22 protein-coding genes are annotated in these 21,839 nt (G+C 68.3%); 13 read left to right on the forward strand and 9 right to left on the reverse strand.

The genetic code is table 11. From position 1 onward, the window contains the following. Window positions 1–4: 4 nt before the first annotated feature. On the reverse strand, window positions 5–793 hold the full coding sequence (locus QF046_RS14585; RefSeq protein ID WP_307371142.1) for a DUF433 domain-containing protein: 789 nt from the start codon (window positions 791–793) through the stop codon (window positions 5–7). A gap of 67 nt (window positions 794–860) precedes the next feature. On the opposite strand from QF046_RS14585, the gene QF046_RS14590 reads away from it, so the two are divergent. Genes QF046_RS14590 through QF046_RS14610 form a run of 5 tightly spaced genes read left to right on the forward strand, consistent with a single transcriptional unit; the run spans window position 861 to window position 7,405 of the window. After that, window positions 861–2,303 carry an APC family permease gene (locus tag QF046_RS14590; RefSeq protein WP_307371145.1) on the forward strand — a complete coding sequence of 481 codons (1,443 nt, stop codon included), beginning with the start codon at window positions 861–863 and terminating at the stop codon, window positions 2,301–2,303. Window positions 2,304–2,325: 22 nt separating this feature from the next. Then, window positions 2,326–3,639, forward strand: a complete 1,314-nt coding sequence (locus QF046_RS14595; RefSeq protein WP_307371148.1) for a glutamine synthetase family protein — start codon at window positions 2,326–2,328, stop codon at window positions 3,637–3,639. Continuing rightward, window positions 3,623–4,822, forward strand: a complete 1,200-nt coding sequence (locus QF046_RS14600) for an amidohydrolase (RefSeq protein ID WP_373425734.1) — start codon at window positions 3,623–3,625, stop codon at window positions 4,820–4,822. The genes QF046_RS14595 and QF046_RS14600 overlap by 17 nt, the downstream gene beginning before the upstream one ends. After that, window positions 4,819–6,057, forward strand: a complete 1,239-nt coding sequence (locus QF046_RS14605) for a M20 family metallopeptidase (protein WP_307371151.1) — start codon at window positions 4,819–4,821, stop codon at window positions 6,055–6,057. Before QF046_RS14600 ends, QF046_RS14605 begins: the two co-directional genes overlap by 4 nt. Window positions 6,058–6,070: 13 nt before the next feature. Continuing rightward, complete coding sequence (locus QF046_RS14610) at window positions 6,071–7,405, forward strand: aspartate aminotransferase family protein (RefSeq protein WP_307371153.1); 1,335 nt, start codon at window positions 6,071–6,073, stop codon at window positions 7,403–7,405. Window positions 7,406–7,414: 9 nt separating this feature from the next. Here QF046_RS14610 and QF046_RS14615 read toward each other — a convergent pair whose 3' ends face one another. The 3 genes from QF046_RS14615 to QF046_RS14625 all read right to left on the reverse strand — a co-directional run bounded on the left by QF046_RS14615 (window position 7,415) and on the right by QF046_RS14625 (window position 9,116). Continuing rightward, window positions 7,415–8,311, reverse strand: a complete 897-nt coding sequence (locus QF046_RS14615) for a MurR/RpiR family transcriptional regulator (protein ID WP_307371155.1) — start codon at window positions 8,309–8,311, stop codon at window positions 7,415–7,417. 122 nt (window positions 8,312–8,433) lie between these two features. Beyond that, window positions 8,434–8,883: a TA system VapC family ribonuclease toxin gene (locus QF046_RS14620; protein WP_307371157.1), complete on the reverse strand. Its 450-nt coding sequence runs from the start codon at window positions 8,881–8,883 to the stop codon at window positions 8,434–8,436. After that, entirely contained in the window at window positions 8,880–9,116 is a 237-nt protein-coding gene (locus QF046_RS14625) for a CopG family transcriptional regulator (protein WP_307371159.1), read from the reverse strand. Before QF046_RS14625 ends, QF046_RS14620 begins: the two co-directional genes overlap by 4 nt. A gap of 67 nt (window positions 9,117–9,183) precedes the next feature. Here QF046_RS14625 and QF046_RS14630 point away from each other — a divergent pair, with 67 nt between their 5' ends. Continuing rightward, the gene (locus QF046_RS14630; RefSeq protein WP_307371161.1) at window positions 9,184–10,668 is read left to right on the forward strand and encodes an HNH endonuclease signature motif containing protein; all 1,485 of its coding nucleotides are present in this window, start codon (window positions 9,184–9,186) and stop codon (window positions 10,666–10,668) included. An 11-nt stretch (window positions 10,669–10,679) separates the two neighbouring features. On the opposite strand, the gene QF046_RS14635 is transcribed toward QF046_RS14630, so the two are convergent. The 4 genes from QF046_RS14635 to QF046_RS14650 are packed head-to-tail and all read right to left on the reverse strand — an operon-like array spanning window position 10,680 to window position 12,476. Further along, window positions 10,680–10,898 (reverse strand): hypothetical protein, encoded by a 219-nt coding sequence (locus tag QF046_RS14635; RefSeq protein ID WP_307371164.1) that lies wholly within the window; start codon window positions 10,896–10,898, stop codon window positions 10,680–10,682. After that, window positions 10,898–11,128: a helix-turn-helix transcriptional regulator gene (locus tag QF046_RS14640; RefSeq protein ID WP_307371167.1), complete on the reverse strand. Its 231-nt coding sequence runs from the start codon at window positions 11,126–11,128 to the stop codon at window positions 10,898–10,900. The genes QF046_RS14635 and QF046_RS14640 overlap by 1 nt, the downstream gene beginning before the upstream one ends. Beyond that, the gene (locus tag QF046_RS14645) at window positions 11,125–11,868 is read right to left on the reverse strand and encodes a hypothetical protein (protein WP_307371169.1); all 744 of its coding nucleotides are present in this window, start codon (window positions 11,866–11,868) and stop codon (window positions 11,125–11,127) included. The genes QF046_RS14640 and QF046_RS14645 overlap by 4 nt, the downstream gene beginning before the upstream one ends. Continuing rightward, window positions 11,868–12,476 (reverse strand): DUF2975 domain-containing protein, encoded by a 609-nt coding sequence (locus QF046_RS14650; protein WP_307371171.1) that lies wholly within the window; start codon window positions 12,474–12,476, stop codon window positions 11,868–11,870. Before QF046_RS14650 ends, QF046_RS14645 begins: the two co-directional genes overlap by 1 nt. Window positions 12,477–12,836: 360 nt before the next feature. On the opposite strand from QF046_RS14650, the gene QF046_RS14655 reads away from it, so the two are divergent. The 4 genes from QF046_RS14655 (at window position 12,837) to QF046_RS14670 (ending at window position 17,245) form a co-directional block, all read left to right on the forward strand. Then, window positions 12,837–15,356, forward strand: a complete 2,520-nt coding sequence (locus QF046_RS14655; RefSeq protein ID WP_307371173.1) for an ATP-dependent Clp protease ATP-binding subunit — start codon at window positions 12,837–12,839, stop codon at window positions 15,354–15,356. A 91-nt stretch (window positions 15,357–15,447) separates the two neighbouring features. Continuing rightward, window positions 15,448–15,951, forward strand: a complete 504-nt coding sequence (locus tag QF046_RS14660; RefSeq protein WP_307371175.1) for an amino-acid N-acetyltransferase — start codon at window positions 15,448–15,450, stop codon at window positions 15,949–15,951. 9 nt (window positions 15,952–15,960) lie between these two features. Continuing rightward, window positions 15,961–16,620, forward strand: a complete 660-nt coding sequence (locus QF046_RS14665) for a hypothetical protein (RefSeq protein ID WP_307371177.1) — start codon at window positions 15,961–15,963, stop codon at window positions 16,618–16,620. A 214-nt stretch (window positions 16,621–16,834) separates the two neighbouring features. After that, a complete protein-coding gene (locus QF046_RS14670; RefSeq protein ID WP_307371179.1) occupies window positions 16,835–17,245 on the forward strand; it encodes a dehydrogenase in 411 nt (136 codons plus the stop codon). Window positions 17,246–17,249: 4 nt separating this feature from the next. Here the strand turns inward: QF046_RS14670 and radA are convergent, their stop codons facing one another. Next, the gene (gene radA, locus QF046_RS14675) at window positions 17,250–18,656 is read right to left on the reverse strand and encodes a DNA repair protein RadA (RefSeq protein WP_307371181.1); all 1,407 of its coding nucleotides are present in this window, start codon (window positions 18,654–18,656) and stop codon (window positions 17,250–17,252) included. 73 nt (window positions 18,657–18,729) lie between these two features. Between radA and QF046_RS14680 the strand changes: the two genes are divergently transcribed. The 3 genes from QF046_RS14680 (at window position 18,730) to QF046_RS14690 (ending at window position 21,791) form a co-directional block, all read left to right on the forward strand. Continuing rightward, on the forward strand, window positions 18,730–19,773 hold the full coding sequence (locus QF046_RS14680; protein WP_307371182.1) for a hypothetical protein: 1,044 nt from the start codon (window positions 18,730–18,732) through the stop codon (window positions 19,771–19,773). A 52-nt stretch (window positions 19,774–19,825) separates the two neighbouring features. Further along, window positions 19,826–20,491 carry a GntR family transcriptional regulator gene (locus QF046_RS14685; RefSeq protein WP_307371183.1) on the forward strand — a complete coding sequence of 222 codons (666 nt, stop codon included), beginning with the start codon at window positions 19,826–19,828 and terminating at the stop codon, window positions 20,489–20,491. A 112-nt stretch (window positions 20,492–20,603) separates the two neighbouring features. Beyond that, entirely contained in the window at window positions 20,604–21,791 is a 1,188-nt protein-coding gene (locus QF046_RS14690; protein WP_307371185.1) for a branched-chain amino acid ABC transporter substrate-binding protein, read from the forward strand. Window positions 21,792–21,839: the final 48 nt, after the last annotated feature.

A 21,839-nucleotide genomic window follows, 5' to 3' on the forward strand; every position in this document is an offset into this window, starting at 1 on the left:
GATGTCAGGCGGCCTGCACCCAGAGCGAGCGGATCTCGGCGTCCGTCAGTCCGAAGTCGTCCGCGACGTCCGACATCAACTCGCCTGCGCGTATGCGACTGACCACGTCTTCAACGCGTACGCCCAGCTTCGCGATGGTCGGCTGCCCGGAGTTGCGCAGCGGATCGACGATCACCTCGGCGCCCTCGTACGTGGGGAGTCGTACAGATTCGACCAAGCCGCCGCTGTATGTGATGGTCTGCAGGTACTGCTCGACCGCGTCGCGGAAGACGCCTTGCCGGTTGCGCACAACGATCAAGTCGCGGTCACCGTTTTCAAGAAGGATCTCTGCGCCGTCAGTCTTGAGTTGTTCGCTGAGCAACGCGTGTTCCAGACCGATCTCGTCGCGAAGGATTTGGACAGCGGGCCGAATCCGCGCCATCGGAAGGCCGGCCCGCCGGAACGACTCGACGATGTATCCCTCGGCCAACGCGTCGAACGGGACTGTATAGCCACGGCCGCCTCGCACGCCGGAGAGGATCGGTTCGCTCCAGCCGTACTCTCCGTCGCGTCGCTGAGGGAATCGGTGCCCGTGAGCCCAGCGCGCAAACGACGTCGCAGGCGCACGAATGATCTGTGCAGCTTCCGTCAGCGAGTAGATCGGCGTCGTGTATGCCGCCCCCCGGACCGTTGTTTGCATGTAAACAGGATACGCCACGACACGTGATGCATGGATTCGGAACCCGTGCTGCGACTGAATGTATTGAAACATCTCGACGTATTCCACCCATCCATGTAACATCTGTTTCATCATCGAACGAGCCGATACCCGATCGGTTCATGTCCCGGTGTCAACGCAGACATCAGATGGAAGGCCAGGAATGACTTCGACGACGAGGGCCCCGCACGGAGCCGAATCCACGGAACCGACAGCGGGCATCGCCCCGCGCAAGACCCTCCGCCTCTGGGAGGTCGTCGCCATCTCCGTCGGTTTCATGGGGCCGGTGATGGCGATGTCGCTCAACGGTATCGGCGTGGCGGGTCTCGTGGGTCCGGCCGTCCCCTTCACCTTCCTGGTGTCGTTCCTCGGCACGATGCTCGTCGCCTACGCCTTCATCCGGCTCACCCGCTACATCACCCACGCCGGTTCGGTCTACGCGCTCGCCGGATCCACACTCGGGCCGCGCGCCGGATTCTTCGGCGGCTTCGCCCTGCTGGGCACGTACATCTTCTTCGCCGTCTGCATCGCCGGCGCCTGCGGCGTCTTCTTCGAGGCGATGATGGAGCAGCTCGGCGTCACCCTGCCGAGCTGGACCTGGGTGATCGTCCCCGTGGTGGTCGCGGTTTTCGTGCTGATCCTCAACGTCCGCGAGTCCACCGTCACCGCACGCACGCTTCTCGGCATCGGCTTCGTCGGCATCGCCGCCATGGTGGTGCTCTCGATCGTGATCATCGTCCGCGTGGCATCCGGTGACGCCCCCGTCTCGACGGGAGTCGACTTCTCAGTGCTCATGCCGGGCGACGCGCCGATCAGCGCGGTCATGACCGCAGCCGTCTTCGGATTCCTCTCCTGGGCGGGCTTCGAGTCAGGCACGTCCCTCGGTGAGGAGACCCACAACCCCAAGCGCGTCGTGCCCCGCGCCCTGCTGCTGGCCGTCCTCGTCGCCGGAGTCATCTACACGCTGGTCATGTTCGCGCAGACCATCGGCTTCGGCACCGACGAGAAGGGCGTCGCGGCCTTCGCCGGCTCGTCCTCCACGCTCACCACACTCGCATCCACCTACGTCGGCCAGTGGTTCTCGGTGCTCATCGCGATCTTCGCGTTCCTCGTCGCCTTCGCCTCGCTGCTGAGCTCCAGCGCCGCGGCATCGCGGCTGCTGTTCGCCCTCGCCCGCGACGGATTCGGACCGAAGTCGTTCGCCTCCACCAGCGCCAAGACCGGCGTCCCGGTGCGCAGCACGATCTTCGTGGTCCTGCTCACCGTCGTCTTCGCGGTCGGCTTCGGCCTGTTCGGCGCCGGCGCCGTCGATGTCTACTACTGGTTCGCGACGATCGCGACCCTCTGCATGGTCGTGGCATACGGCATGACGTCGGTCGGCGTGATCAAGCACACTCCTTCTCGCGCGGCTCGAAGATCCCGAAGTGGGAGATCGTCATCCCCGTGCTCGGCCTGGCGTTCCTCGCCTACGTCTACTTCATCCAGATCGCAGGCCAGGTCGCGCCGTACACCTGGTTCCCGTGGATCTCGGGCGCCTGGTGCCTCATCGGCCTGGTCATCGTGCTGGCCCGCCCCTCGCTGTCCAACCGGATCGGCGCACGACTGAGCACGGAGGATCTGGACTGATCATGGACAAGAACAACGAAGCCGGACCCGACGAACTGATCTTCGTCGCCACCACCGATATCGCCGCCCGCACCAAGGGTCGCTCCATGCGTCTCGCCGACTTCGACGAGGACACCTCCCTCGGCTGGGTCCCCGCGAACCTCGGCATCGGCTCGCTCGGGCACATCGTCGACGACATCCCCTACGGCTCCACCGGCGACCTGCGCCTCAAGCCCGACCTGAGCTCGCTCGCCCGCATCGACGGCATCCCCGGCCGCCCGCCCCTGAACGTCGTCTACGGCGACCTCGTCAACACCGACGGCTCACCGTGGGAGAGCTGCCCGCGCACCTTCCTGCGGGATGCCGTGCAGCAGCTGCGCGACGAGTTCGGCATCACCGCCCGCTGCTCCTTCGAGCACGAGTTCGTCGACGTCAGCGCCAAGGGCGACCACCATCCGTTCTCGCTGCAGGCGTTCCGCCGAGCCGAGCCGATCGGCTCGGAGCTGATGGCGGTGCTGCACCGCGCCGGCCTCGAGCCCGAGACGTGGCTGCCCGAGTACGGCCGCCACCAGTACGAGATCACGGTCGCCCCGACCGACCCGCTCGCCGCAGCCGATCGCGCGATCCTCGTGCGCGACATCGTCTACGACCTCTTCGAGGCCCACGGCCGCGAGGCATCCTTCGCCCCTGTCATCTCGCCCGGCGAGACCGGCAACGGCGTGCACGTGCACTTCGGTCTCGACGACGTCGACGGCAACACTCTCGTGTTCGACCCGTCGCGTCCGGGCCGTGTGTCCGACCTCGCGGGTGGATTCGCCGCGGGGATCGTGCGGCACGGCCCGGCGATGGCCGCGCTGTTCGCCCCGCTCGCGACCAGCTACCTGCGCCTCGCCCCGCACAACTGGTCGACCGCCCGCTCGTTCCTCGGACTCCAGAACCGGGAGGCGCTGCTGCGCATCTGCCCGACGAACGAGATCGACGGCCGCGATCCCAGCCGTCAGCTGCACTTCGAGTTCCGCGGCGGCGACATCGGAGCGAACCCGTGGATCCTGCTGGGCATGATCCTCCGCGCGGGCATGCAGGGCATGCGCGAGGGCCTGCAGACTCCCGAGATCGTCGAGGGCGAGCTCGACCTGGAAGACCGTCACGCGCACCTCGCCAAGCTGCCGCGCGATCTGGAGCAGGCGCTCGAGATGCTGCGGCAGGACGAGATCGTCACCAGCTGGTTCTCGCCGGCGTTCCTGGCCACTTTCGAGGCGATCAAGAAAGACGAGTTCGCCTCGGTGCAGGCCCGCTCGCTCGCCGAGCAGTGCGAGGTGTATGCGCGTGTCTACTGAGCCGGCCGTGACGCCCGCGACCGTGCCGCTCCTGGACCACCACTGCCATGGAGTCACCACGGGCGACCTGGATCGCGGTGCCTTCGAGGCCCTCATCACCGAGTCCGACTGGGATGCCCCTGCGGGGACGACGCATTTCGACTCCCAGGTCGGCTTCGCGATCCGCCGACACTGCGCGCCGGTGCTGGGCCTTGCGCCCTTCGCGTCGGCCGAGGAATACCTGCAGCGGCGGCGTGAACTCGGCGGGATCGAGGTCAGCCGACGCCTGCTGCGCGCCACCGGCATCAGCGACTACGTGATCGAGACCGGGCACAAGGCCGACGAGATCCTGGATCCCGCGCAGATGGCGGATGCCGCGCAGGCGCGCGTCCTCGAGGTCGTGCGCCTGGAGAGGCTGGCCGAAGAGCTCGTGAGCGACGGATGCCCGGCATCCGGATTCCGCGAGGCCTTCGCGACCCTGCTCGATGAGCGTCTGCAGCACGCGATCGGCGTCAAGTCGATCGCGGCCTATCGGATCGGACTCGACTTCGACCCGGCCAGACCCGCGACCGATGACGTCGACGCCGCCGTCGCACGCTGGATCGCCGGGGGAGCGGATGCCGCGCGCCTCGACGACCCGGTGATCATCCGCCACCTGCTGTGGGAGGCCGTCGATCGCGAATGCGCCATCCAGTTCCACATCGGTTACGGCGACTCCGATGTCGATCTGCACCGCTGCAGCCCGCTGCTGCTGACCGAGTTCCTGCGGCTCACCCGCCCCAGCGGCGCCCGGGTGATGCTGCTGCACTGCTACCCGTTCCACCGCGAGGCCGGCTACCTCGCACAGGTGTTCCCGCACGTCTACTTCGACGTGGGCCTCGCGATCAACTACACCGGCTCCCGCTCCGACGAGATCATCGCCGAGTCGTTCGAGCTCGCGCCGTTCCACAAGATCCTCTTCTCATCGGATGCCTGGGGCGCGGCCGAGCTCTATCACCTGGGCGCACTGCTCTTCCGCCGCGGCCTGGCTCGCGCGCTCGACGTGTTCGCGGAGCGCGACGACTGGCCCGAGCACGAGCGCGCCCGCGTGACCGAGCTCGTCGCCTGGCGCAACGCCCGCCGCGCCTACCGCCTCGGCGACCTCGACGCGCACGACGCGGTCGACGATCCCGATGACTTCGACGACCGGAGCGATTCCCGATGAGCCCCACGGTCACCCGGCTCGCCGAGCTCGCCACCCGCTGGAGCGCAGCGCTGGACGAGCAGCTCCCCGCGGCCACCGTGCTGCGCCGGCAGCTGCACGCCGCGCCGTGCGCATCGGGTGAGGAGGGTCCTGCGCGCGACATCCTCATCGCCGCCCTGGCGGACCACGTCAGCTTCGAGGCCATCGCCGACACCGGTGCCGTGGGCCGAATCGGGCCCCAGGACGGCCCGTCCGTCGCGGTGCGGGCCGAACTCGACGCCCTGCCGGTGACCGAACTCACCGATGCCCCGTTCGCGTCGCGCAACGGCGTCATGCACGCCTGCGGACACGACGTGCACCAGGCCGCGGTCGTGGCGCTGCTGCGCGCCGCCCGGCACCTCGAACTCCCCCTGGGGCTGGTCGGACTGCTGCAGCCCCGCGAGGAGAGCTACCCGTCCGGTGCGCTGGAGGCGATCGAGGCCCGCGTGATCGAGCGCTTCGACGTCGCGCACGTCATCGGCGCGCATGTGCATCCGGGTGTTCGCACGGGTGCGGTCGCCGCAGGAGGCGGCTTCATCAACGCGGCGGCCGACGAGATCGACATCCGCGTCGAGGGGCGCGGCGGTCACGGCGCCTACCCGCACTCCGCGAGCGACACGGTCGCCGCGGTGGCGCAGATCGCCATCGGCATCCCCGAGGTGGTGCGGCGCACGGTCAGCCCGCTGCGGCCGGCCCTCATCAGCGTCGGCACGCTCACGGCGGGCGAGGGCGCCGCGAACGTCCTGCCCGCGCAGGCCCGCATCCGTGCGACGATGCGCACGACCGACCCGGCTGACCGGGTCGCGCTGTTCGACGCCGTCCGGCTGATGGCCGAGCACACGGCCGAGGCGTACGGCACCACGGCGACGGCCGTGCTCGTCGAGGGAGAGCCTGCGCTCATCAACGATCCGGAGCTCGCCGCCGGCACCGACGACTGGCTCGGGCGACTGGGCGTCGACGGCGCGGAGCCGATGCGCTCGCTCGGCGCAGACGACTTCTCGTACTTCTGCGATGCGGTCCCCTCGGTGATGCTGTTCGTCGGCGTGGAGACTGCAGATCGGCATCCGCAGCCCGCCCTGCACCATCCGCAGTTCCTGCCCGGCGACGACGCCGTCGGACTCGCCGCGCGCGCGCTGATGGCGGGCTATCTCGCCGCAGCGGAGCGGGTGCTCGGGATCGAGCATCACCGCGCGGATGCCATCAGCCCGGTGTCCTAGGAGGTCGGACGAGATGATGGATGCCCGACGACTGATCGCCCGCGACGAGCACGCGATCGCCGGTGTCGAGAAGCTGCGCTTCTTCCCCCTGGCCGCCGAGTCCGGCCTCGGGGAGATGCTCACCGAGCCGGGTGGCCGGCAGCTGATCGACCTGAGCGCCAGCTGGACGGCATCCGGCTTCGGCCACGGCGAGCCGACGATCGCGGCGGCCATCGCCCGCGCCGCGACGACGGCGCCGGGCGCCTCGATCCTCTCCGGCACGCACCCCGATGCCGTGCAGCTCGCGGAGGAGCTGCTGGCGCTCGTCCCGAGTCGGCTCGCCGACGGCGACCGTCGCGTCTACCTCGGCCACGCCGGAACGGATGCCAATGAGGTGGCGATCCGCGGATGCCGCCACGCCACCGGCCGACCCCGGATCCTCGCCTTCGAGAACGGCTATCACGGCGGGCTCGGGGCCGCGCAGGGCGTCTCCGGCGTGCACGTCGGCGCCGGGGTGCCCGCCGATCCTGGTGTGGTCTTCCTGCCCTATCCCGATCCGTACCGGCCGCACACCGGGGATGCCGCCACGGTCGTCGCGGACGTGCTCGGACGGGCGGAGGTCGAACTGGCGCAGGGCGGCACCGCGGCCGTGATCGTTGAGCCCTTGCAGTCGGACGGCGGGGTGATCGTCCCTCCGATCGGTTTCCTCACCGGGCTGCGCGAGCTGTGCGACAGGCACGGCGTGTACCTCATCGTCGACGAGGTGAAGGTCGGCCTCGGCCGCACGGGCCGCACGCACGGGTTCGAGCACGACGGCGCGGTGCCCGACGTCGTCACTCTCGGCAAGGCGCTGGGCGGCGGTCTGCCGCTCTCCGCGGCGGTCGGGCCGGCGCAGGTGCTGGACGCCCCGGTCGCTTCGGCACTCATGACCACCACGGGCAATCCGATCTCGTGCGCGGCGGGCCTCGCGGTGCTGAAGATCGTGCGCGCGGGGGAGACCACCGCGAACGCACGAGCCCGCGGTGAGCAGCTGCGCAGCCTGCTGGCTTCATACGCGGGCGGAGATGGGCCGGGAGCCTCGCGCATCGGCGACGTGCGGGGGCGCGGCCTGTCGCTCGGTATCGAGCTGGTCACCGGAGCGGGATCCCCGGATGCCGACCCCGGGCTCACCGCCAAGGCCGCCTACCGGGCATGGCAGCTGGGCGCCGTCGCCTACCCGGTGCGGGGGAACGTGCTCGAGCTCACGCCCCCGCTGATGATCTCCGCCGAATCGGTGGAGCGCGCTGCCGGCATCCTGATGAGCGCGATCGACGATGCGGCTCTGGGGGCGGTGTCCGACGAGGAGATCGCCCCGTTCCAGGGCTGGTAGCGCGAGGGCTCAGCCGGCCGGTGCCGGGGGAGCAGCGCGCAGCGCCTCGATCCCTTCGAGCCGCTGCCTGCCGATCTCGCCGAGCACCTCGGTGATCCCGGCGATCACCGTCTCGACGATCGCCATCGCGGGCACGAGCGAGTCGAACGGCGACGGCGCCTCCACGTTCGCGGGGAGCACCGTGCCCGCGACCTCTGCAGCCGGGGACAGCCAGCGGTCGGTGAACAGCACGAGTTCGCCGCCCCGCTCAGCGACACGGCGCGAGAAACGCACGATCTGAGGGTCGTAGCGTCGGTAGTCGAACACCACGAGAAGATCGCCGCGTCGGGTGTCCGAGACGGCCGCGATCCGGCTGAACTCGTCCGCCTCGATCACCTGCACGTCGGGTCGGAGCAGGATCAGGTGCGCGCCGAGGTACTCGGCGAGGAGCCTGCTGAACCGTCCCCCGATCAGGCGCACCCTGCGGTGCGGATCGGAGAGCAGCGCGACGGCGCGGTCGAACTCGCTCTGCGGGAGGTCGTCGATGGTCGCCGCGATGCTGGCCGCGAACATCTGGGATGCGCGGGGCAGGCCGTCGTCCCCGGAGTGCAGGTCAGCGCGCCCGTACTGCTCGAGCGGTGAGCCCAGGCGCTCCTGCACCTCTCGGACGAGGCGCTTCTGGAACTCGGGGTAGCCGCTGAAGCCGAGTCGGTTCGCGAAGCGCACCACGGTCGGCGGGCTGACACTCGCACGCTGCGCGAGCTCCGCGACCGTCCCGAGACCCGCGATCGGGTAGTTCGCGAGAAGCGCCCGGCCGACCTTCCGCTCGCCGGAGCTGAGGGAATCGAGGGAGCCGCGCACCAGCGCGTCCAGTGGCAGCTCGGATGCCGAACCGGCCTGCGTCATCGCGGGTACTCCCTCGTCCATGAAACATACGTTACAGGCGCGGAGCGACGGTGAGCAGACCCCTCGCCTCGGATCCCGGCTCACGCCCGGATACGGACGATCCGCTTGACTCTCTCGCAGGCTTCAGCAGCGGGATGCGATGTTCAACGCCTCGCCACGTCCGTACCCGGCTCGACGCGCTTCAATCCCGGGAACCGTGCGAAACCTCGATCTCGCGTGGCCAGCGTTGCGCCGTTCGTCACGCAGAGCGCCGCGATGTGAGCATCCGGAACGAGATTGCCGCGAACCCCGGCATCCGTTCCTGCCAGGTTCTCGAACGACTCCCACGCCGCCGAGCCCTGCCGCAGCCACTCGGACCGGGGCGAGTCGACGAGGTGGCGTGTGAACGCGACAGCGAGAGATGTCGGAGTCGGCTCGGTGAAGATACGCGGATGCGTCACGATGCGCACGAAGCCGCTGAGGATCATGTCGGCGAGGCCGACGCGCTCGGTCAGCAGTGCGGTGTTGAGCCACTGCGCATGCACCTCATGGTCGGTCGAGTCCGCGCGGAACGCGTAGATCAGCACGTTCACGTCGGGAACGAAGAGGGTCATGCGCTCTTGTCCAGCGCGTCCCACACGGCATCCCGATCATCCAGGTCGATCAGGCTGCCGGGGTTCTTCGGCACATATGTCGGAAGTGGTGTGGGCGCATCATCGGGAACCTCACGAGCCAGATGTTCGCGCAGCGCCTCTTCGAGGTAACTGGTGAACGTGCGTCCCTCGGCGGCTGCACGCGACTTCGCCGCGCGCGCGAGCACGTCGGACAGGTTCAGTGTGGTGCGCATGCAGATCAGCATACCCGGCTCGGCAGATATCTGCACCCAATGTCGGTGGCCTGTTCGATGATTGAGTATGGCAACTTTCACCGACGTCGCGGCGCTGATCCCCACCCTGTGTGGGCAGCTCGGCGACAGAGGTGACGCTGATCTCGCGCAGGCGTCGATGATGCTGATGACGGATGCCGACGTCGTGAAGGTGCTCGAAGAGACCGCGGCGCTTTCACGGCAGGTCGAGCAGATCCAGGTGGCGGCGGCGGGTGTGATCGCTGTGCGCTCAAGGCGCGACCAGGGGCACTCGGGGCTGTCGGCGTCGCGTGGGCATCGGTCCGCGTCGGCGCTGATCCAGGACGTCACGGGGTCGACCAAGGCGGATGCGAATCGCAAGGTGCGCGTGGGTGAGGCGCTCATCGATGACGCCGAGTCGGATGCCTACGACGGCGATCCGAAGCGCGAAGAGCGCCCGACTGCTGCGCCCTGGTACCAGCCGCTTCGCGACGCGCTGCGCGATGACCGACTCACTTCGGCCCAGTTCGACGCGATCCGGCGCGGGCTGGGAGAGCTTCCGGAGATCGGCGCGGATGCCATGGATGCTGACGCCCGCGCGCAGGCGGAGGAGGAGTTGCGCGACGCGTGGGCTCGAGCGGCGGAGCACCTGATCGATGAGGCGTCCGACCGCACGGTCGAGGAGCTGTGGCAGCAGGCGCGCACGATCCGCGACCTGCTCGACCCGGAGGGTGCGGAAGCGCGGTTCCTGGAGCGTTTCGAGAAGCGGTCGTTCCGCACCTACCTCGGGCAGGACGGGCAGAAGCGCGCGAGCATTGTTCTCGACGACGAAGGCGACCTGTTCCTCGAGACCGTGCTCGCCGCCGCGCTGCGCCCACGGCGAGGTGGTCCGCGGTTCGTGGATTCCGAGGAGATTGCCCAGGCGGCATCGCTCGCCGACGACCCGCGCACGAATGACCAGCTCGCCTACGACCTGATCATGGATGTGCTGCGGGCGGGCGCCCTGACAGATGCCGAGAGTGTGTTCGGCACGCGGCAGGCGGGGGTGCGCCTGGTTCAGGTGGTGGATGTCGACGGCCGCCGTGCCCCGACCGCGCACAGCGAAGACCACCTGGTCTCGGTGCCGGGTGCCGTCGCCGAGCAGCACCTCTGCGACAGCGGCTTCGTGCCGGTCCTCGTCGACTCCTGCAAGCCCCTCGATGTCGGGCGGGAACAGCGATTGTTCACCCCGAGGCAGCGCATCGCTCTCGCGATCCGAGACGGCGGATGCCGTTGGAAGGGCTGCGACCGTCCGGCGTCGTATTGCGAGGCGCATCACGTTGATGAATGGCACCGGGATCAGGGCCGGACGGACGTCGACCGCGGCATCCTGCTCTGCCGCTTTCATCACATGGAACTGCATCACGGCGGCTGGCGAATCACCCGCGATCGAGACGAAGACTTCGTGCTCCATCACCCTTCGGGGGAGAGGTCTGCCCTGCGCGACCGGGCGGTTCTCACCTACGCCTTCGGAGGGATCGACCCGCCACCCAAGCGGTTCAGACCCGCGGCCTGAGATCGGGCAACTCAGCCCCGATTGCGTGGATGCTGTTTCGCTGCGCGCTCGTTGCCGCGCTTGTAATTGCCGGTCCAGCGCGCCATCGCACCCTGCGGGTCGACCTCGGCATCCGACAGGAACTCCGCGGCACGCGCACCCCGCAGCACCGTCACCTTGCGGTCGTGATGGGAGATGACGACGCTGCCGTCGGCGCGCTCGGCATATTCGAAGCCGCTGGGGGCGCCCATCAGCTCAGCACCAACAGGTCGCCGACCTCGCACTCGAGCGCCTCGCAGATCGCGCGCAGCGTCGAATACCGGATCGCCCGCGCGCGGTCGTTCTTCAGTACAGAGAGGTTCACGATGCTCACTCCCACGCGCCCGCTCAGCTCGGTCAGAGTCATCCCGCGCTCGGCGAGCAGCTCGTCCAGCCGGCAGTGGATGCCGGTGAGCTCGTCGTCCGATTCTGCAGGACTCATACCAACCCCTCCGTCTCCCGCTGCAGCACAGCGCCGTATCGGAAGATCGCCGACAGGGCGAAGAGTCCGACAGCAACCGCGAACGGCCAGACAGGGATGCTGAGCATGAATGGTATCTGGACGTCATCGGACCACTCCAGTGATCGGGCCGCGAGCGTCATCCCCACTGACGTTGCGATTCCACTCAGCGCCCCGCCTGCCATAACGGCGATCGATGTGACCCCGAATGTCCGGAACACGGTCGGGTGGAAGGGCTCCCGCATTCCTGCCCTTCTCGTGGCTGTGTGGATCGCCCACGCGATCGCAGCCGAAGCGGCCAGACCGAGCAGCGTCCCCAGGTAGATCACCAGCCGCGGACCGAGCGGGATGTTGTCGATCCACCCCTGACAGTAGATCATCGGTTCAGGGCCCCCGACGGGCTCCGGATCGACAGGGTAGGCGCCGTCTGCATCGCATGCAGGGCTCAGCAGCCAGTCCTGCTGTTCGGTGATCCGCTGGCGCACGTCGTCGTCGAGCGCGACAGAGCCTGACGCGAGCTGACTGAACGCGCTCATCACGGCCCCGAAGGCAGCCAGGCCGATATAGGCGAGAGACGCGTTCCGCGTCACATCAAGCGCAAGAGTCCTGCTGCCGTGCCTGCGGGCGCGCCAGATCGAGAAGCCTACGACGAGCCCGGCGATCGCAAGCCACAGTGCAAGCGTCGACAACCCGGAAGCGAGATCGTTCGAGGTCAGTTGCATCAGACCAGTCCTTCCGTTTCGCGCTGCAGGCGCGCGCCGACGACGAACACGGTGCCGATCACGGACAACGCGAACGCGGCGAGGATGAACGTGAACGGCTCGATCGACATCACCGCCGTGTCTGTCGGACCGTCCGTCAACTGTGCCATTGCAGCGTTCGCGAGCATGTTGTCGAAGAAGCGGGATGCTGCCGCGCCGACCAGCCCGATCATCCCGCCGGTCATCACGATGCGGGTGTTGACCTTGCCGAAGACGCGTCCGCGCAGCAGGTTGCGGCTCAGCAGGATCAGACAGGCCACGACGCCGGTGATCGTCAGCGCGAAAGCCACCTGCCCGATGATGCCGGGGACGGCTCCCATCGTTCCGAGTGCGTCCACGGTGACGGATGCCGTGTCCAGCTGCACAGGCAAGGAGCCGCTCGGCAGCTGCGCCTGAGCCGGGGCGTCGATGAACTCCACCGCCACGCGCACGTCGCGCCCGACCGCAAGTTCGATGATCCGCGTGACCGCGTGCCAGATCGTCCACCCCGCGATCACGACACCTGCGGCCACGAACAGCGCCATCGCGCCGGCGTCGCCCTTGCTGATCGCGCGCTCCTGAGCCTTCATGACCACCCCTCCGTATCGATAATCGTTGTTATCGCTTTTCGTTAACATAACGACTGTCGATATGTGTGTCAACCGTTCCTCTTGGGGTGGGGAGGGCTCCGGGATGCCGCGTGAGCGAGCATCGGGAGGGGCCCGCGAAGCGGGAGGGAACCCGCTCTGCGAGCGAAGCGGCATCCCGGAGCCCGGACCCCTCGACAAGCAACGCGAACGGAACCCGCATTTCGTCTCGCTGTGCTCGCTCAATGACCGGGGAGGGAGGTATGCCGACGGCGAACACGGCCGATCCGGCCCTCGCCGGTAGTTACTCTCGATGTACACGGCACCACTGCCGCTTCGCCCCGCGCGAAAGGAAGACACAGCATGTTCGAGAGATTCACGGACCGAGCCCGTCGAGTGGTCGTCCTCGCCCAAGAAGAGGCGAAGATGCTCAACCACAACTACATCGGCACCGAGCACATCCTGCTCGGCCTCATCCACGAGGGCGAGGGTGTCGCAGCCAAGGCCCTCGAGAGCCTGGGCATCTCGCTCGACGCCGTGCGCGAGCAGGTGCAGGACATCATCGGCCAGGGTCAGCAGCAGCCGACCGGGCACATCCCCTTCACCCCGCGCGCCAAGAAGGTGCTCGAGCTGAGCCTGCGCGAGGCGCTGCAGCTCGGCCACAACTACATCGGCACGGAGCACATCCTGCTCGGCCTCATCCGCGAGGGTGAGGGCGTCGCCGCGCAGGTGCTCGTCAAGCTCGGCGCCGACCTGAACAAGGTGCGCCAGCAGGTCATTCAGCTGCTCTCCGGCGCCCCCGGTCGCGAGACCGCGTCGGTCGGCGCGCAGGCGAACGAGGGCCCGGCGTCCGCGCAGGGCGGCTCGCAGGTGCTCGACCAGTTCGGTCGCAACCTCACGCAGGCGGCCCGCGACGGCAAGCTCGACCCCGTCATCGGCCGCGAGAAGGAGGCGGAGCGGGTCATGCAGATCCTGTCCCGCCGCTCCAAGAACAACCCGGTCCTGATCGGTGAGCCCGGCGTCGGCAAGACCGCCGTCGTCGAGGGCCTCGCCCAGGCGATCGTCAAGGGCGACGTGCCCGAGACGCTCAAGGACAAGCAGCTCTACTCGCTCGACCTCGGCTCGCTCATCGCCGGTTCCCGCTACCGCGGTGACTTCGAGGAGCGCCTGAAGAAGGTCACCAAGGAGATCCGCACCCGCGGCGACATCATCGTCTTCATCGACGAGATCCACACCCTGGTGGGTGCAGGTGCCGCTGAAGGCGCGATCGACGCGGCCAGCATCCTGAAGCCGCTGCTCGCCCGAGGCGAGCTGCAGACGATCGGTGCGACGACCCTCGACGAGTACCGCAAGTACTTCGAGAAGGATGCCGCTCTCGAGCGCCGCTTCCAGCCCGTTCAGGTGAACGAGCCGACGCTGCCGCACACGATCAACATCCTCAAGGGTCTGCGCGACCGGTACGAGGCGCACCACAAGGTGCAGATCACCGACGGCGCGCTCGTGGCCGCGGCGAACCTCGCCGACCGGTACGTGTCCGACCGCTTCCTGCCCGACAAGGCAATCGACCTGATCGATGAGGCCGGCGCGCGTCTGCGCCTGAGCATCCTGTCCTCCCCGCCGGAGCTGCGCGAGTTCGACGAGAAGATCGCGAAGGTCCGCGAGGACAAGGAAGCAGCCTCCGAGGAGCAGGACTTCGAGAAGGCCGCATCGCTGCGCGATCAGGAGAAGGAGTTGCTCGGTGAGCGGCTGCGCCTGGAGAAGAAGTGGCGTGCGGGTGATGTCTCGGGCCCGGCAGTCGTCGACGAGGGTCTGATCGCCGAGGTGCTCGCACAGGCCACCGGCATCCCGGTCTTCAAGCTCACCGAGGAGGAGTCCAGCCGCCTCGTGTTCATGGAGAAGGCGCTGCACCAGCGCGTCATCGGGCAGGAGGAGGCCATCGCGGCGCTCTCCCGCACGATCCGTCGCCAGCGTGCGGGTCTGAAGGACCCGAAGCGCCCGTCGGGCTCGTTCATCTTCGCCGGCCCGACCGGCGTCGGAAAGACCGAGCTGGCCAAGGCGCTCGCCGAGTTCCTGTTCGACGACGAGGCAGCCCTCATCTCCCTCGACATGTCCGAGTTCGGCGAGAAGCACACGGTCTCGCGACTGTTCGGTGCACCTCCCGGATTCGTCGGCTTCGAAGAGGGTGGCCAGCTGACCGAGAAGGTGCGGCGCAAGCCGTTCTCGGTGGTGCTGTTCGATGAGATCGAGAAGGCGCACCCCGACATCTTCAACTCGCTGCTGCAGATCCTCGAAGAGGGTCGTCTGACCGATGGTCAGGGACGCATCGTCGACTTCAAGAACACCGTGATCATCATGACGACGAACCTCGGTTCGTCGGCGATCGCCGGTGGCCCGGTCGGCTTCCAGGTGGAGGGCAACTCGCAGACCACCTACGAGCGGATGAAGGGCAAGGTCGACGAGGAGCTCAAGCGCCACTTCAAGCCCGAGTTCCTGAACCGTCTCGATGACATCATCGTGTTCCCGCAGCTGGACAAGAGCGAGCTCCGCCAGATCGTGGGCCTGTTCACCAAGCAGCTGGGCGACCGCCTGCTCGACCGTGACATGACGATCGAGCTGTCGGATGCCGCGAAGGACAAGCTCATCGACATCGGCTTCGATCCGACGCTCGGCGCCCGTCCGCTGCGCCGCGCCATGCAGCGCGAGATCGAGGATCAGCTCTCCGAGCGCATCCTGCACGGTCAGCTCGACGCCGGCGATCACGTGAAGGTCGACGTCGTCGACGGCAAGTTCGACTTCGAGCACGCCCCGCGCGGCGAGAAGGTGTCCGTCGGTGTGAACACCGGCGGCGGCATCTCGGCCACGCCGGATCTCGCGGCCAGCTGATCTGACAACGGCGAACGAGGGGGCGGATGCTGCGGCATCCGCCTCTTCTTCATTCCCGGCAAGCGCGGGTGAGCGTTCTAGGCTGGACGATGTGAGCGAGTACATCATCCGACCGGCGCGCACCGCCGACATCACCGGCATCCACAGACTTCTTGAGCCGCTGGTCGATCGCCGCATCCTGCTCGGCAAGGATCTCGCCGTGCTGTACGGCGCGGTTCAGGAGTTCGTCGTCGCCGAAGTGGACGGTGAACTGATCGGATGCGGAGCCCTGCACGTCATGTGGGAAGACCTCGGCGAGGTGCGCACGCTGCTCGTCCGCGAGGATCACCTGCACCACGGCGTCGGCCGGGCCCTCGTCGAAGGGCTGGAGGTGCGCGCCGCACAGCTCGGCCTCACGCGCCTGTTCTGCCTCACCTTCGAGACCGCCTTCTTCATCCGCCGCGGATTCGAGCCGATCGGTGAGCACATCGTCGATGCCGACGTGTATTCGCAACTGCTGCGCAGCGGTGACGCCGGCGTCGAGGAGTTCCTGGATCTGGCGCACGTCAAGCCGAACACGCTCGGCAACACCAGGATGATCAAGCACCTGAATTAGCCTGGAGTCATGCCTCGTCAGTCCGCCGCCGTGTATCGCCGACGGAGACTGCTCGTCGTCTTCATCATCGCCCTGCTGATCGCCGTGGTCGCGGGCGGCGCCTGGCTGGCGATCGCGCAGCCGTGGAAGTCGACGGCATCCGCGCCGCCCGTCGCTACGACCCCACCCGCCGTCGCTGATTCCGCGACCCCGACGCCGGGAACGACGAGCACAGCACCCACGGACACACCGAGCCCTGATCCGTCCGGGACGCCCGCGATCGTCGCCTGCGAGCAGGCCGACGTCGACGTCACGGCAGTGACGGATGCCGAGACCTACGCTGCCGGCAAGCTGCCGCAGCTCTCCATCCGCCTCACCAGCAAGAGCGCCGTGGACTGCACCCTCAACGTCGGTTCCTCCACCCAGAAGTACACGGTGACCAGCGGCGGCGACGTGTGGTGGCGCTCCACCGACTGCCAGACCGACCCGAGCGACATGATCGTCACCCTCAAAGCGGGTGCGTCGGTGACCAGCGCGACCCCCGTCGTGTGGGACCGAACCCGCTCCTCGGTGGAGACCTGTGGGGAGAAGCATCGCGCACGCGCACCGGGCGGCGGGGCTTCGTACCATGTGGCGGTGTCGATCGGCGGCTTCGACAGCGTCGGCTCACGACAGATCATCCTGCGCTGAACCTGTTCGGAGACGGTTTCAGGTGTCACAAACCAGTATTTTGGGATACCATGGAAAGAGTTCTCCGGATATTGCGGTGAAGCCATCCCCAGTGGTGTCGAATCAAGCGTCCCCAGCGCTTCGACACTCACCGCGTGAGAACCTCGAGGGCCCTTTCGTATTCTCCAGTCCCCACTGGACGATTCGAGAGGGCCCCACTCTTTAAGCTGGAGACATGGCTAAGAAGAGGGCGGGCGCGAAGCGCCCCGCACCCCAGGATTTCCGCGTCGAGGCGCTGGCTCAGGCTCTCGAGAAGCAGGACATGGCAGCAGTCGCACTCGCGCTGCGCAATGGCAACACGATCGTCCCGCTCGTCAAGCCCGGCCCCCGCGACAATCCGCTCGATGGCGGCGAGGTGTGGACCTACCGCGACGCGAACACCGGAGAGCTCGCACTGCTGCTGTTCAGTGATGCGAAGAACAAGCCGGCCAACCTGCCGCCGGGCGTCGGGATCTACTCTCCGTTGTGGCTGAAGTCGTTCCTGACCACGCACCGCGACACGATCACGACGGTGTTCCTGGACATCGCCGGCCCGCACCCCATGCAGGCGGCTCCGGGCGACCTGCTGGCCGCTCTCGAGATCTGAGGGATCAGAACGGCGGGACGTCGAGCTCCGCGCGCTCGCGCGACGGAGCGGAGATCTGTGCCGGGCGCCGCCCTTCGCCTTTCTGCGAGCGCACGTCGCTGAGGGCGTCCCGCAGCGTCTTCGCCCGTTCATCCACCACCCGCCGGTAGCCCAGCCGTGCGGCTTCGCTGCGTCGCTGGGCGGCCTGCGTGACCGGGCGGATCTCGCCCGCCAGTGACAGTTCGCCCACCGCTGCGATCGTGCGCGGCACCGACCACTGCCGGATCGAGCCCGCCACCGCGATCGCGATGGCCAGATCGGCGGCGGGCTCGGTGAAGCGCACGCCCCCGACAGTGGAGACGTACACGTCGAGCTTGGAGGTGGCGATGCCGGCCCGCCGTTCGAGGACGGCCAGCACCATCGCCACACGCGACGAGTCAAGCCCGTTCACCACGCGGCGCGGGTTCGGCGCGTTCGTCTCGATGGTCAGCGCCTGCACCTCGACGGGCAGTGCCCGCCTGCCCTCCATCGCGATCGCGACGCAGGTGCCGGGCTCTGCGGCCCCCTGGGAGAGGAACAATCCGCTGGGATCGGGCACCTCGGCGATGCCGGTTCCGGTCATCTCGAAGCAGCCGACCTCGTCCGTCGGACCGAATCGGTTCTTCAGCGCGCGGATGAAGCGCAGCGCGGTCTGCCGGTCGCCCTCGAAGTGGCAGACGACGTCGACCAGGTGCTCGAGCACCCGGGGGCCCGCCACCTGGCCGTCTTTGGTGACGTGGCCGACGATGATCACGGGCAGGCCCCGATCCTTCGCGATGCGGATCAGGGTCGCCGCCACTTCGCGCACCTGGCTCGGCTGGCCGGCGGCGCCGTCGATGAGACCGGATGCCACGGTCTGCACGGAGTCCACGATCACCAGATCGGGCTTGACCTCGTCGATGTGGCCGAGGATCGTGGCCAGGTCGGTCTCGCTGGCGAGATACAGCTCGTCGTGCAGCGCGCCCGTGCGCTCGGCCCGCAGTCGCACCTGCGCGGGGGATTCCTCGGCGCTGGCGTACAGGACCCGGCGGCCCGACTTCGCCGTGGCGGCAGCCACCTCCAGCAGCAGCGTCGACTTGCCGACGCCCGGCTCGCCGCTGAGCAGGATGGCCGCGCCGGGCACGATGCCGCCGCCGAGCACGCGGTCGAACTCGCCGACCCCGCTGGTGCGCCGCGGGGCGTCGGCCGTGGTGATCTGCGTGATGGGTCGAGCCGCGCGGCTCGCGGCTGGAGCGACGGCATCCGTCTGCCGGACGATGCCCGTGCGCACGGACACCTCCTGCACGGTGCCCCACTGCTGGCACTCGCCGCAGCGGCCGACCCACTTCGCCGCGGTCCACCCGCACTCGGTGCAGACGAACGCAGGCGGTGCAGGTTTACGGGTGGTGGCCATGCTGCAAGGCTATCCGCGGCATCCGACAGTCGAGCCGTCCTGGCCGTGTCGACCGCCTGGATAGTCTGGACGCATGACTCAGCCCCAGGGTGCACTGCTCGTCGGCAGCGTGAACTACGACGACGCCGAGAAGACCATGCGCACGGCATCCGCGATGCTCGGCGGACGACTGCGCCGCATCCCCGACGGCGAGGTCGGCAAGCGGTTCCACTGGATCATGTTCCAGCCCGACGTGCTGGGGCAGGCGGAGGGCATCGAGCGCGTCGGCGACGAGCCGCGCTGGCTGCGCGATCTGGACGCTCGTCCGCTGCGCATCGCGGAGGGCGCGGATGCGGCGGCGATCGAGCTGCCCGCCCTCGGCTACGCGGATGCCGCGATCGACTCGTACGCGATCTTCCGGAGGCTGCAGGATGCCGGTGCGATCGCCGACGGCATCCGCTTCCAGGTCTCGCTGCCGACGCCCGTCGCCGTGATCTCGTCGTTCTTCGCCGGTGACGACCGCGCGGCCATCGAACCCGTCTACACCGCCGCGCTGCGGCGGGAGCTGGATCGCATCCTCGCCGAGATCCCGGCGGCGGACCTGGCGATCCAGTGGGACGTCGCCAGCGAGATGGGCATCATCGAGCGAGCGGCCGGCTACGGCAGGACGATGGATGCCTGGTGGCCCGGCGACCCCTTCGACGGGCTGGTCGACCGACTCGCCGCGCTGATCGACGCCGTCCCGTCCGACGTCGAGGTCGGCGTGCACCTCTGCTACGGCGACGCAGGCGAGAGGCACTTCATCGAGCCGACCGACACCGCGACACTGGTCCGGTTCGCGAACGCCGTGATGACGGCATCCGCCCGCGACCTCACCTGGCTGCACCTCCCCGTGCCCATCGAGCGCGACGATGAGGCCTACTTCGCCCCGCTGTCCGGGCTGACGCCGGTGGGCGAGCTGTATCTCGGGGTCGTGCATCGCGAGGACGGCGTCGAGGGCGCCCGGCGGCGGATTGCGGCAGCATCCGCCGTTCTCGACGGATTCGGCATCGCCACCGAGTGCGGCATCGGCCGGGCGCCCGTCGGCACCACCGAGGAGATTCTGCGGACTCACGCGGACACAGCCTCAGCGTGGTGAAGGAATGCGTGGGTACCATATGACGCATGACCAAGCATCATCGCGGTGAGTCGTGAGCACCTTCGGCACGCTGCTCTCGCCCGCTGAGAGCCTGCGCGAGCAGGTGGAGAGCCAGCTCGCATCCCGGATCATCTCGGGCGAGATCCCGGCCGGACAGGTGCTCACCGTGCCCACCCTCGCGAGCGACTTCGGCGTCAGCGCGACCCCGGTGCGCGAGGCGATGCTCAATCTCGCCCGTCGCGGATTCCTGCGCCCCATCCGCAACCGCGGCTTCGAGGTGACCGAGGTGTCGCCCGACGAGCTGCGGGAGCTGAGCGAGGTGCGGATGCTGCTGGAGGCCCCGCCGATGGCGGTCGTCGCCGGCACGCTCGACGAGCCGACCGTGGCGGAGCTGCGGACGATCGCCGACCGCATCGTGGCTGCAGCGCGCACCGCGAAGTTCGACGAGTACCTGGCGGCCGACACCGAATTCCACCTGCGCATCCTGGCGTGCACGGGCAACTCCAAGCTCGTCGAGACCGTGCGCGAACTCCGCCAGCAGACGAGGCTGGTCGGACTCGTGCAGCTCGCCTCGACCGACGCGCTGGTGTCCACCTCACTCGAGCACGCTGAGCTCGTCGACCTGCTGGTGGCCGATCGGGGCGAGGATGCCGTGGCGCTCATGCGTCGGCACATCACGCACGTCGGCGGCGTGTGGAGCGGCCAGGGCGAGGACTGAGCAGACCCGACCATCACGGATCGGTCTCGAAGGTTCCGCTCGACGCCGCAGGTGAGTAATGTGTCACGTGCTATTCAGTGCTCATGCAACGACGCATTCTGGAGGACCCGACATGCATACCCGAACCCCGCGCATCCGGCGCGCACTTTCCATCGCCGCAGCCATCGGCGCGATCATCATCACTGCGGGCTGCTCGGGCGGCCTCGCCGGAGGCGATGGCGGTGACTCCGGAAACAGCGACGGCCCCATCAAGATCGGCATGCTCGCTCCGTTCTCGGGCAGCGAGTCCGCCTTCGGCGACTACATGAAGAACGGCGCTCAGCTCGCCGTCGACGAGATCAACGCCGACGGCGGCGTGAACGGCCGCGACCTCGAGCTGCTCGTCGAGGACGGCGCGTGCGATGCGACCACCGCGGTCGCTGCTGCCAACAAGCTCGTGACGGCCGGCATCGTGGCATCCGTCGGCGGCTACTGCTCCGGCGCCACACTGCCGACGCTGCCGATCTTCGATGAGGCGGGCGTGCCGATGGTCATCCCGGCCGCCAACTCCAATGAGCTGGTCAGCCAGAAGCTCCCCGGTGTCTTCCTCATCAACGGAACCGGAACCCAGCAGGCCCAGGCCGCCGTCGCCTATGCCCAGAAGAGCGGCGCGACCGTCGTCGGCGTGATCGACGACGCCACCTCGTACTCGGCCGACCTGGCGAAGTCCTTCGCCGACCAGGCCGCGGCAGCGGGGCTGGACGTGAAGCTCAAGGCCACCGTCACCCCGGGTGAGAACGACTACTCCTCAGTGGCGACGCAGCTCGCATCCGAGAAGCCCGACCTCGTGTACTGGACCGGCTACTACCAGGAGGGCGGCCTGATCGTCCGTCAGGCGACGGATGCCGGTTACGAGGGCGCCTTCCTCGTCGGCGACGGCTCGGTGGACGCCAAGTTCGCCGAGATCGCAGGCAAGGGCTACACCGAGCATGTCCTCGGGACTTTCACGCAGACGCCGGACATGATCACGGGCGCGGACACCTGGATCGCCGACTACGAGAAGCTCGCCGGCGGAAAGCCCGGCCCGTACTCGACGCAGTCCTACGACGCCGTGCGCGTGGTCGCCCAGGCGATGACGGATGCCAAGAGCACAGACTTCGACAAGGTCGTCTCGGCTCTCGAGGGCCTGAAGGACTTCAAGACCTTCGCCGGTCCGCTGACCTTCACGAAGGATCACACCCTGTCCGGCGGTGGGTTCGTGATCGTCGGGATCGATCCGGCGACCGGCAACTTCGTCCTCAAGGACGACCTTCAGGGCTGATCCGAAAGGCGGGGCGGCGCGAGTCGCCCCGCCGGTCGGCGTCTCCCT

Origin of the sequence: Microbacterium sp. W4I4, assembly GCF_030816235.1 — a bacterium.
Lineage (GTDB): Bacteria > Actinomycetota > Actinomycetes > Actinomycetales > Microbacteriaceae > Microbacterium.